The sequence below is a fragment of the Embleya sp. NPDC020886 genome (assembly GCF_044333915.1).
Taxonomy (GTDB): Bacteria; Actinomycetota; Actinomycetes; order Streptomycetales; family Streptomycetaceae; genus Embleya.
The window spans coordinates 297,502-309,737 of the sequence record NZ_JBIRRX010000003.1 but is presented as its reverse complement, the minus strand read 5'-3'; the positions used below and the strand labels follow the sequence as shown (position 1 = coordinate 309,737).

Below are 12,236 nucleotides of genomic sequence, written 5' to 3'. Positions count from 1 at the left end.
TCCTCAAACGTCCAACCGGGGCAACCGGCCGAGCTTGCCGCGATGCCAGGGTTCCGCGCCGGGGCTGTCCCACGCGGTGAAGTCGAGCCCCAGTTCCGCACACAGGTACTGCGCGGCGAAGCGGCCCGCCGACGCGGTGCGGATCAGGCTGCCGCCGCCGATCCACTGGCCGGTCATCGAGAAGCCGCGCAGCCCCGGCAGCCGCATGCGGTCCCGGTTGACCAGCTTGTTCGCCAGGTCCTCGGCCTCGGTGAAGGATTTCCAGGCGAGGATGCTGCCGTTGAAGTTGCCGGTGTAGCGCAGGGTCGTGGCCGGTGTGGCCACGTCCGTCACCTCGATGCGCTCGGCGATGCCCGGATACTGCCGTTCCAGGAAGTCCCGCACGAAAGCGGCGACTTCGGCCTTGCGAGCGCGGTATTCCCGGCGGTCGGTGGTGCGCAGGGTCTTCCAGTACGCGAAGTCGCTGAAATAGGTGCAGTGGATCACCGACCGGCCCGGGGGCGCGAAGGAGTCGCAGTAGCGCGACCGCATCTGCACCACCAGGCTCTGTTGCTGCGCGGCCGGTAAGGCGGCACCGTCGCGCCGGGACAGCAGGTACGTGGTGCTGTGTGGGGCTTCGGGGACGTCGCCGACCAGGCCGACGAAGGCGGAGACCACGCCCGGGTAGACCAGTTCCGGCTTGTGCAGGGTCTCGGTGTAGAGGGTGTCGATGGTCGGATTGGTGTAGCGCCCGCCCAACAGCCCGTGGATCGTGGTGTAGCCGTCACAGGCGGAGACGACGTGGTCGGCGTAGTGGCGCGTCCCGTCCTTGAGTTCGACGCCGATCGCGCGGTCCCGGTCGACCAGGATGCGGGTGGCCCGGGCACGGTAGCTGATCCGGCCGCCCAGCGAGGTGTAGCGCTCCTCGACGGAACGCGACAGACCCAGCGAACCCCCTTGCGGGAAACCGGCGTTGCCGTGGTAGGCGCTGGCCATGTTGAACAGGTAGGGCAACAGCGGGAAGACCTCGTGGTCCTGGAAGAAGATGTAGGGGAAGGCTCGGCGAAGCAGCGGGTCGCGGAATTTGCCGCAGAAGCTCTCCATCCTGGTGGTGGAGGTGCGCCAGAGCAGGCCGAAGCACGGCAGGATGGTGCGCAGTGCGTCGAGCTTCTCGCGCACGGTCCGGAGCGGGGCCGCGGTCAGGAACGGGTAGTGGTTGAGGCCGATGAACCGTCTCAGGTCGCGGCAGAAGGCGCGGATGAGGCGGGCGTCGGCCGGCGAGATCTCCAGCAGGTGCCGCTCCAGCCGGTCGGGGTGGTTGTAGAACGTCACCGCCCGGCCGTGCTCGTCGACGATCCGGTTGAACATCTCGAAGTTGGTCACCGTCTTGCCGTCGAGCGCGCCGAGTTCGCGCCAGATCCGGGCCGCGTCGTTGCCGGAGCCGGTGCCGGTCATCCACTCGATGCAATAGTCGAAGAGATAGCCGTCGCGCGACCAGGCGGTACAACAACCGCCGGGCAGGACATGCTTCTCCAGGATCCGGGTCTGCATCCCGCTCATCTGCGCGTAACAGCCGGTGGCCATCCCGCCGATGCCCGCACCGATGATGATGACCCGAGGCTTGCCCCCCGGACGCCGCTCCCGCACGGCCCAGTCCTGCTCGTCCTCCCCCGTCATCGGCAACCGACCCCACCGACACGACGATCGAAGGTGACGGGTAGTTCACGAAGACCGGCCGCGATGCCTTCGGTGGTCCACCGCAGTTCGGCCGGCGGCACCGCGAGGCGCAGGCCGGGCAGCCGGCGCAGAGCCGTCTCCAACGCCACCTGGAGCTCCAGCCGCGCCACGTGAGCGCCGAGGCAGTAGTGCGCGCCGTGCCCGAAGCCGAGGTGCGCGCCGTCGTTTCGAGCGAGGTCGAGGCGGTCCGCCTCCGGGAAGACCGCGGGATCCCGATTGGCCGCCGCCGGCGCCGGTACCACAATTTCGCCGGCCCGGACCAGGACGCCGCCGAGCCGCACGTCCTCGCCGGCACGACGCGGGAGGGTGGACTCGATGAGCTGTACGTAGCGCAGCAGTTCCTCGGCGGCGCGGGGAATCTGCTCCGGGTGCGCACGCAGTCGGGACAACATGTCGGGGCGGCCGATCAGATGGTAGAGGGAGACGGCGATCTGACGGGCAACCGTGACGAAGCCCGCGACGAGCAGATCGCCCACCAGGGCCGACAGCTCCTTCTCGGTGATCCGGCCGTCCCGATCACAGGCTTGCAGCAGCGAGCCGAGCAGGTCGTCGCCCGGCGTGTCGCGCCGCAGCGCCACCAGTGCGGCGGTACGCGAGGCGAACGCGGCGGCGGCCCGACGAAGTTGTTCGGCCGTCGACGCACCGAACAGGGTGGCCTCCACCCAGCTCCAGAACCGGCCGTACTCGTCGGGCACGCCCAGCAGTTCGCAGTTCACGGTGGTCGGCAACGGGATGGCGAACCGCTCCATCAGATCGACCGAAGGCTGCTTCGACTCGACGATCCGGTCCAGGAGTTCTTCGGCGACCTCCTGCGCACGCGATCGCAGTCGCTCGACCCGGCGCGCGCCGAACGCGCCGCCGACCAGGGACCGCAGCCTGGTGTGTTCGGGCGGGTCCAGGGACATCAGGCCGCCGTTGCCCGGTGGTGCGCCCTCGCTGCGCTCCTCGGCCCACCCCTTGGCTTCGGCCAGGCCGAAACGGGGGTCCGACAGGACCGCCTTCACGTCGGCGTGGCGGACCGCCAGCCAGGCCTGCGAACCGTCGGCCAGTCGTACCCGGCTGAGCGGTCGGCCAAGCAATTCGGCATATCTGGGATGGAGTTCGAGCCCATCACCGGGCTCGAAGGGATAGGCGGGCGGCTCCTGCCGGCTCAGCACGGTGGGGTCGACCTCCCGGCTCCGGTGAGCACGGCGCGGACCAGATCGGTGTTGTAGGGCAGGTGGTCCGGGTCGAGCATGTCGGCGTGGACGCCGGATCCCTGGTGAACCGTCGTGTGCGTGGTCGAACCGCCGTGCCAGGTGCCCGGCCGGCCGGCCAGGTAGAACTCCGCCTTCTGCTCGTCGGAGATCACGCTGATCGGGGCCGTGACCGCGCCGAGGTTGGGCCTGCGTCCGCAGAAGTCGATGTACTCCCGGGCCTGTTCCAACGTCTCTCGGGCGACGGCCTCGGAGCCGGTGTGCTTGCGCAGGTGATCGCGCAGTTCGTGCTCGAACGCTTCGAGGTGTTCGTCGGCGGGCGTGAAGGACTCGTGGATGCGGTACGAGTCGACGATGATCACGTGCCCGATCTCGCGTCCGCGCCGTTCCAGTTCCCTGGCCACCTCGAAGGCGAGATTGCCGCCGAGCGAGTAGCCGAGGAGTACGCAGGGGCCCTCGGTGTGCAGCGACTCGACCAGGTCGGCGTAGCGTTCGGTCTTGTCGTCGCCGCGCAGATAGTTGAACGCGGTCAGCCGGTATTCCGGCAGGTGCGCGGCGAACCGGCGGTAGACCAAGCCGTGCCCGCCGGCCGGCGGCAGACAGAAGACCTGCGGCCCGGCGCCGTCGTTGAACCGGAGGTAGGGCTGGTCGTCGGTGCTTCGGCCGGTGTCGATCCGTTCCAGGGCGGTGGCCATGCCGTGCAGGGTGGTGCTCCGGAAGAGTCGACTCACCGGGATGGTGGTGCCGAACTCCGCCTGGAGGCAGTGGATCAGCTCGATCAGCTTGATCGAGCTGCCGCCCAGCTCGAAGAAGTCGTCCTGGAGGCCCACTCGTTCCCGGCCCAGCAGCGTCGTCCACTGCTCGGCCATCCGCATCTCGTAGTATGTGGAGGGCGGATCCGGCGCCTCGTGCGGGTCGCCGAATCGCGGCGCGGGCAGCGCGGACGGATCGACCTTGCCGTTCGAGGACAGCGGCAGCGCCGGCAGTTCGACCAGGTGGGTGGGGATCATGAAGGTGGGCAGGTAGCCGGCGAGGTGGCGGCGAAGCGCGCGCCGGTCCAGTTCGGCGCCGGCGGCCGGGACGCAGTAGGCGCACAGGACGGCCTCCCCCTGCGGGTCGTGCCGTACCGTCACCACCGCCTGGTCCAGGTCGGGCCACCCGGCCAGCCGTGATTCGATCTCGCCGAGTTCGACGCGGTGGCCGCGCACCTTGATCTGCGCGTCGGTGCGTCCGAGGAGTTGCACGCAGCCGTCGTCGCTCCAGCGGGCGAGGTCGCCGGTGCGGTACAGCCGTACCGGGTTCGCGTCGGGCTCCGGGCCCAGGGTCAGCGTCACGAAGCGCTGCGCGGTCTGCTCCGGGTCGCCCAGGTAGCCCAGTGCGACGCCGTCGCCGCCGATCCACAGCTCGCCCGGCGCGCCCGAGGGCACCGGCTCGCCGTACCGGTCCAGGATGTAGAGAGTGCTGTTGGGAAACGGCCGCCCGATCGGCACGATCCGGCTCGGTTCCAGGGCGTCGGTGGGGCCTTCGAACCAGGTGCTGTCGATGGTCGCCTCGGTGAGCCCGTAGGAGTTGACCAGGCGGGTGCGCGGGCCGCACAGATCGCGAAGGCGGCGGTATTCCTCGACCTTCCAGGTGTCCGAGCCGACGATCAGCAACCGCATGAAGTCCAGCCGCAGGTCCCGGCTTTCGCAGTGCCGCAGCAGCGCGCGTGCGACCGCAGGGACGAACTCCCCGCAGTCGACCCGCTCGGCGAGCATCGTCTCGTACAGGCGGGCCGTGTTGAACAACAGCTCGCGGCCGATCAACACCAGCGTGCCGCCGGAGCACAGTGCCCGGACCAGGTCGCCGGTGAAGACGTCGAAGGAGGGGTTGGCCAGTTGCAGATGGACCCGGACCTCGTCGTCGAGTCGGTACGCCTCGCGCCATCCGGCGTATACCGAGGCGAGGTTGCGGTGGCCGACCTGGACCGCCTTGGGCCGACCCGTCGAGCCGGAGGTGTGGATGACGTACGCGGGCGCGTCCGGGCCGACCGCGGGCAGCGCTTCCTCGGCGTCGGCGGGTGCGCGCTGCCACAGCTCGTCCAGGGTCAGCACCTCGGCGCCGGCCGAGGCCGCCGACCCGCGTGCGTCCGCGTCCATGACCACGACCAGCGCGGCCCCGGCGTTGTGCACCAGGTAGGCGAGCCGCTCGGCGGGGTAGCCGGGATCCAGCGGCAGATACGCGCCGCCCGCCCGCAGCACCGCGAGCAGGGTGACGATCAACTCCGGTGTCTTGTCCAGGCACAGCGCCACCACCGTGCCCTCGCGCACCCCCAGCCCGCGCAGCCGGTGGGCCAGCGCGGCGGAGTCGTCCGAGACCTCGGCGTAGGTCATCCTTCGGACCACGCCCGATTCCTGGGGGGCCGAGACCGCGATCGCCTCGGGCCGTGCCGCCGCCGCCCGGGCGAACAGCTCGTGTACCGGGACCTCGTGGGGCACCCGACGCTCGGCCCCGCTCCACTCGCCGACGATACGCTCGCGCTCGCGGCGGTCCAGCATCGGCAGCCCGGTCGCCGGACGGGCCGCCGACTCCCGCGTCAGCGCGTCCAGCAGGTTGACGTAGTGCGCGGCCATCCGCCGCATCGTCTCCGGCCGGAAGAGGTCGGTGTTGTACTTGAGGACGCAGTGGAAGCGGTGTTCGGCCTCGTCCTCGTAGGCGGACAGGGTCACATCGAACTGACCCTCCTCCTCCGGGAGTTCGATGTAGTCCAGGCGGTAGCCCCAGTGCTCGGTGGCGACCTTGTGGGTGAGCAGGATGAACATCGCCTGGAACACCGCGGAGCGGCTCGGGTCGTGCTGGAGACCGAGCTTTTCGACCAGCAGCACGAACGGGTACTCCTGGTTGTCGAGTGCACCCAGTACGGTCTCCCGTACCTGGGCCAGGAGTTCGGCGGTCGACGGCTCGCCCGCGAGGTTCACGTGCAGCGGCAGCGGGTTGACGAAGTATCCGTAGACCGAGCCGAAATCCTCGTTCGTGCGGCCGGTGACGGGGCTGCCGACGATGAGGTCGTCCTGCCCGCTGTAGCGGTGCAACAGCAGGTAGTAGGCACTGAGCAGCACCATGAACACGGTCACGTTGTGCTCGCGCGCCAGGGCGTGCACGCGTGCGCTCGTCTCCTCGTCGAGCACGAAGAACTCGGAGGCGCCGTTGTGCGTCTGCACGGCGGGTCGGGGCCCGTCGGTGGGCAGGTTGAGCACCGGCACCTCGGCCGGCAGCCGGCTTCGCCAGTAGTCGAGCATGCGCTGCGCGTCGGGGCGGGCCAGGAACCGGTTCTGCCGGTTGAGGAAGTCGAGGTAGCGGGCCGGGACCGGCGGCAGTTCGGCGGGGCGTCCGTGCCGCAGTCCTTCGTAGACCGCGAGCAGTTCCTCGATGAAGGTGAACGTGGAGATCGCGTCGGAGACGACGTGATGCACGGCCTTCATGATCACCCAGCGGTCCCGCTCGCGCTCGAACAGACGGAAGCGGATCAGCGGGTCGTGTTCGAGGTCGTAGGGTTTGCGGTACTCGCGGATGATCATCGACCGGATGTCGTCCCACTCCCGGTCCCGCACGTCGAACACGCCGAAGTCGGGCGTGCTCGCCGCGTTGATCCGCTGCACCGGCCGGCCGTCGACCATGACCAGGTTGGCGCGCAGGAGCGGGTGACGTTCGATCATCGCGGTGAACGCGGCGCGCATCAGCTCGGGTTCCAGCTCGACGCGGACCTCGACCGCGCCGCCGATGTTGTAGGCGAACCCGTCGGGGTTGAGCTGCTTGAGGAACCACAGCGCCTTCTGGTTCTGCGTCAACGGAAACTGCCGCTCGTCGTCGAACAGCTCGACGTCGGCGTCGCCCGCGTCCCCCGGGTCCGTGTCCGGCAGTTCGACCAGGCCGATGTGCACCTGCGCGACCAGTTCGGCCACCGGCGCGTTGCCCAGCAGCGCCACCACCGGCAGGGCGACGCCCAACTCGGTGTGGATGCGGGCCCGCAGCTCCATCGCGAGCAGCGAGTCCAGGCCGAGGGCGCCCAGTGTGTCGTCCGGGCCGACGGCCTGCGCGTTCATCCGCAATACGCCCGCCGCCAGCGCGGTGAAGCGTTCGGTCAGCAACCGCCGGCGCTCCTCGGTGTCGGCGCCGCGGAAGGTGTCCAGGAAGGTGTCGTCCCCGACGACGGTGTGCCGATCGCCCACCGCGGCAAGTTCGGCCACCAGCGCCGGCGGTGCCGGGTACCAGGCCAGGAACGTCGGCCAGTCGACGACGGTGGCGACCAGCAACTGGGCGCGGTCCTGGCCGATGACCCGTTCCAACACGGCCATGCCGGTCTCCGGGGACAGCGAGCTCATTCCCCGGCTGACGCGATAGTGCTCGACCAGTCCGAGTTCCTCGATCATGCCGGTCGCCCAAGGGCCCCAGTTGACGCTCAGGGCGGGCAGGCCGCGGCTGCGGCGGTGGTGCGCGAGCGCGTCCAGGAAGGCGTTGCCGGCCGCGTAGTTGGTCTGGCCGGCCGTGGTGAGCAGCGAGGCGATCGAGGAGAACAGCACGAAGTGTTCGAGCGGTTCGTCGCGCAACAGGTGGTGCAGCAGGTACCCGCCCACCGCCTTGGGGTCGTACGCGGCGTGGAAGACCTCCCGGTCCATGCCCGGCAGCAGGGCGTCGTGCACCTGTCCGGCGAGGTGGAACACGCCGCGAACGGGCGGCGCCTGGGTCTGCCGATGGTGCGCCAGCCACACCGTCAGGGCGGCCTCGTCGGTGATGTCCAGCGTCACCGGTACCGGGTGGGCGCCGAGTGCTTCGAGCTCCCTGGCGAAGCACACCCGGCGACCGGCCGGGGTGTCGGGGTCGATCTCGTGCCACCGCTCGCGTTCGGGCAGGGCGCTGCGGCTCATCAGGATCAGCCGGCGGGCCCCGCGCTTGACGAGCGTGCGGCACAACAACCGGCCGAGCGCGCCGAAGGCGCCGGTCACCAGGTAACTTCCGTCGGCGCGCAGGCGCAGCGGCAACGGTCGGGTCAGCCCGGTGGCGGACGCCAGCCGACCGGTGAGCCGGCGCTCGGCCCGCAGCGCGATCTCGTCCTCGTCCTGGACGGACATCTCGCGCAGCAGCACCGCGGCCTCGGCTCGGCGTGCTCCGGCGTCCTGCGCCGCGGCCGGGTCCAGGTCGATCAGCTTGCCCGGGTGCGCGGTCAACTCCTGTTGCCGCAACACCCGGCCGATGCCCCAGGCGGGCGCGGCCGGCGGCTGTACCGCGTCCCCCGGGGCCGCCGCCTGCGCGCCTCGGGTGACGATGTGCAGCCTGGCGGGCAAAAGTTCGCGGGTCAGCGCCTGGGCGAGGGTGATCAGCGAGTAGGCGCCGGTGTCGGTGTGCCGGTCGAACAGGTGCGGATCGAGGGCCTGCCCGTCGTCCGGGTCGAGCCGCGGCAGGTCCAGGCTCCACAGGTGCACGATGTGCCCGGGCACGGCGCCCGCGTCCGCGCGCAGGTCCGCGAACAGGCGCGCCAGGTCCTCGACGGAACCGGGCGCAACCGTCCACGCGTGTCCCTCGGCGGCCCTGCGGTAGCCACTGCCCGGGCGGACCGCATGACAGCGCCCGCCGCCGGCGACCACCGCGGCCGCGAACTCGTCGGCGACCCCCTGCGCGTCGGCGAACACCAGCCAGTCGTGGGCACCGTCGACCGTCGCCTCGCCCGCGTCGAGCGGCCGGTCGACCCAGGTCACATCGGTGAGCCAGCCGTCGATGGTGTTCGTGCCGACCGCGGTCGCCGCCCGCTCGACGTCGCCCGCACAAAAGCCGCTGATCAGGCCGAGCGGCACACCGTCGTCGTCGTACAGGGCGATGTCCCCGACGAGTTCGCCGGCGCCGCGCCGCACCACCGTCGCGTGTGCCCACAGCGGCCGATCGCCGACGGCGTCGATGCGCACCTCGTCGATCGACAGCGGCAACAGGACGGCACCGTCCGCGCCGGCCGATCCCAACCGCACCGTCAGGAGGGTCTGGAAGCAGGCGTCCAGGAGCACCGGATGCAGATGATGACGGGCGGCGTCGTCGCCGAGCGGCGCGGTCGCGCGGATCCGGGCCAGCGCCTCGTCGGGGCCGGTCCACACCTGTTCGATGCCCTGGAACGCGGGACCGTAGTGATAGCCCTCGGCGGCCAACGCCGGGTAGCACTCGCCGGCGTCGAGTCGCCGGGCGCTGCGCGCGCGGATCGCGTCGGCATCGAGCATGCCGCCGTGTCGGCGGCGCTGCCCGGCCCGGACGACTCCGCTCGCGTGCACGGCCGGGCCCCGGCCGTCGCCGGTGATGCCGGCGACGGTGAAGGCGGCGCCCTCGCCCGCGAAGGACAGTTGCACGGTCGCGAACTCGCCGTCGGGCAGGAACAGGGCCTTGCGCAGTTCGATGTCGGCGAGTGTGGCGTCGGTCCCGCCGGTGAGCGCCCGGACCGCCTGCACGGCCATTTCCAGGTATCCCGCCGCGGGGAAGACCACGTTGCCCTGGATGCGGTGGTCGTCGAGATAGGGCAACGTCTCGGCGTCGAGCCTGACTTCCCAGGTGGGGTCGGCGTGCGCCAGGCGCCGGCCGAGCAGCGGGTGGTCGATCCGGCCGAGCCGGATCTGTTCCACCGCGCGGGGCTCGGTCCAGTAGCGGTCCCGCTTGAAGGGATAGGGCGGCAGCGCCACCGGCCGCCCGGCGGGCTGCAGCACGTCCCAGGCGACGTCGACGCCCAGGTTGTGCAGCGCGGCCAGCGACCCGGTGAAGGTCTCGTTCTCGTCCTCCCGGCGGCGGATGGACGCCAGCGTGCGCCCCTCCCGGCCGCGGGCGGCCAGGCATTCCCCGATCGCGTGGCCCAGCACCGGGTGTGGGCCGATCTCCAGGAACACGCCGTAGCCGTCGTCGGCCAGCCGGTCGACCGCGGCCCGGAAGTGCACACTGCCCCGGACGTTCTCCCACCAGTAGCCGGCGTCCAACTCGGGTCCCTGCGCGGTGCCTTCGCGACCGGTCAGGTAGACCGGGAGCTGCGCGGGCTGCGGCTTGATGTCCGCCAGCGAGGACAGCAGCTCGTCCTTGATCGGGTCCATCCACGCGCTGTGGTACGGCACTTGCACGTCGAGGAACCTGGCGAAGACCTGGTCGGCGCGCAGTTCGGCGAAGAGTTGCTCCAGCGCGTCCGGGTCGCCCGCGAGGGTGACCGAGGTCGGGCTGTTGAACGCGGCCGGCGACACCCGGTCGGCGTAGGGCCGCAGGCGTCGGGTCGCCTCGGCGGCGGACAGGCTCACCGCGAGCATCGTGCCGGTCCCCGCCAGGCGCTGCTGGAGTCGGCTGCGGTGCACCACGATCCTGGCCGCGTCCCGCAGGCTGTAGACCCCGGCTTCGTGGAAGGCCGCCACCTCGCCGGTGCTGTGCCCGACCACGGCGTCGGGCCGCACTCCGTGGTGGCGCCACAGGGCGGCCAGGCCGACCTGGAGGGCGAAGTTGGCGGGCTGGGCCAGCCAGGTCTCGCCGATCCTGGAATCGGCTTCGTCCGCGCCGAGTTCCTCGACCAGCGACCAGCCGGTGAGTTCGGCAATCTCGCGGTCGCACCGCTCGACCGCCTCCCGGTAGACGGGCCGGCTCGCGAACAACCGACGCCCCATCGCCCACCATTGCGGACCCATCCCGGTGAACACCCAGACCAGGCGCCGCCCCAGCCCGTCGCGGCTGCGGTCCGCGAGCACCCGGGGGTGTTCCTCGTCCCGCAGGTAGGCGTCCAGCGCCTCCTCCAGCGACGCACGCGAGGTGTACACCAGGGACAGCCGGGACTCCAGGTGCTGGCGACGGTGCGCCAGCGTGTGCCCCAGGTCGGACAGCGACACGCGGGTGCCGTCGGTGCCCGCGAGTTCGCGCCGGATCGCCGCGGCCCGTTCCGGCAGGACCGCCGGGTCGCGCGCGGTCAGGGGCAGGATGGTGTACGTGTCGGATTCGTCGCCGGCCGGCCGGACCGGCGCCTTCGGCGGCTCCTCCAACACCACGTGCGCGTTGGTGCCGCCGAAGCCGAACGCGTTCACCCCGGCCCGCGCCGGTCCGTCGTGATCGGGCCACCGGGTCGGCCGGGTCGGGATCTCGTACGGCAGCGACGCGAGGTCGATCGCGGGGTTGATCCGCTCCAGGTTGATGTGCGGTGGGATCACCCGGTGTTCGAGGCACAACACGGTCTTGATCAGGCCGGCGATGCCCGCGGCCGACTCCGTGTGTCCGATGTTCGGCTTGACCGAGCCGACGTAGCACCGGTCCTGCGGCCTGCGTCCGATCGCCAGCGCCCGGCCGAGCGCGGCCGCCTCGATCGGGTCGCCGACCGGTGTCGAGGTGCCGTGCGCCTCGACGTACTGGAGGTCGCCGGGGGTGATGCCGGCCTCGGCGCAGACCCGCTCGATGAGCGCCACCTGGGCGTCGGCGTTGGGCACGGTGATCCCGCTCGTCCGGCCGTCCTGGTTGACGCCGCTGCCGACGATCACCGCGTGGATCGGGTCGCCGTCGCGCCGGGCGTCCGCCAAACGCTTGAGCGCGACCAGGCCGACGCCCTCGGCGCGCACGTAGCCGTCGGCCGAGGCGTCGAAGGTGCACGAACGGCCTTCCGGGGACAGGAAGCCGCCCTTGGTCTCGGCGATGGTGTACTGCGGGGCCATGTGCAGCAGCGTGCCGCCCGCGAGCGCCAGACTGCTCTCGCCGCGCAGCAGGCTGCGGCAGGCCAGGTCGACGGCCACCAGGGACGAGCTGCACGCGGTGTCGATGGAGAGGCTGGGGCCGCGGAAGTCGAAGCAGTGCGAGATGCGGTTCGACACCATCGTCATCATGGTGCCGGTGGCGGTGTGCGCGGCCAGCGTCTCGAAGCCCAGGTCGGCGAATTGCAGGATCTTGTAGTCGAGGGTGAACGCGCCCACGAACACGCCGACTTCGCGACCGGCCAGTTCGGCGGGGCGCTGCCCGCCGTCCTCCAACGCCTCCCAGGCGACCTCCAGGAGCTTGCGCTGCTGGGGATCCATGTGCTCCGCTTCACGCGGGCTGATGCCGAAGAACGCCGGATCGAACGTGTCGAACCCGTCGATGTAGCCGCCGCGACCGCCCACCAGCCGCCCGGACTTGGCGGTGTCACGGCTGAGCAGTGTGCCGAGGTCGTACCGGTCTGCCGGGGTCGGCGTGAGGCAGTCCCTGCCCTCGATCACGTTCCGCCAGAACGCCCGGTGATCGCCCGCACCGCCCGGCAGCCGGCACCCGATCCCGATGACCGCGATCTTGTCGCGGCAGCCGGCGTTCCTCGTAACTGTCATGGTCGTA

3 protein-coding genes are annotated in these 12,236 nt (G+C 71.1%); all 3 read right to left on the bottom strand.

All coding sequences use genetic code 11. From position 1 onward, the window contains the following. Nucleotides 1-3 precede the first annotated feature (3 nt). The 3 genes from ACH4U8_RS12250 to ACH4U8_RS12240 are packed head-to-tail and all read right to left on the bottom strand — an operon-like array spanning nt 4 to nt 12,229. Nucleotides 4-1,656, bottom strand: coding sequence for an NAD(P)/FAD-dependent oxidoreductase (locus ACH4U8_RS12250; protein WP_360306917.1), 1,653 nt, complete (start codon nt 1,654-1,656; stop codon nt 4-6). Further along, the gene (locus ACH4U8_RS12245) at nt 1,653-2,873 is read right to left on the bottom strand and encodes a cytochrome P450 (protein WP_395777347.1); all 1,221 of its coding nucleotides are present in this window, start codon (nt 2,871-2,873) and stop codon (nt 1,653-1,655) included. Before ACH4U8_RS12245 ends, ACH4U8_RS12250 begins: the two co-directional genes overlap by 4 nt. Then, nucleotides 2,867-12,229, bottom strand: a complete 9,363-nt coding sequence (locus ACH4U8_RS12240) for an amino acid adenylation domain-containing protein (RefSeq protein ID WP_395777345.1) — start codon at nt 12,227-12,229, stop codon at nt 2,867-2,869. The genes ACH4U8_RS12245 and ACH4U8_RS12240 overlap by 7 nt, the downstream gene beginning before the upstream one ends. Between the last annotated feature and the right edge of the window lie 7 nt (nt 12,230-12,236).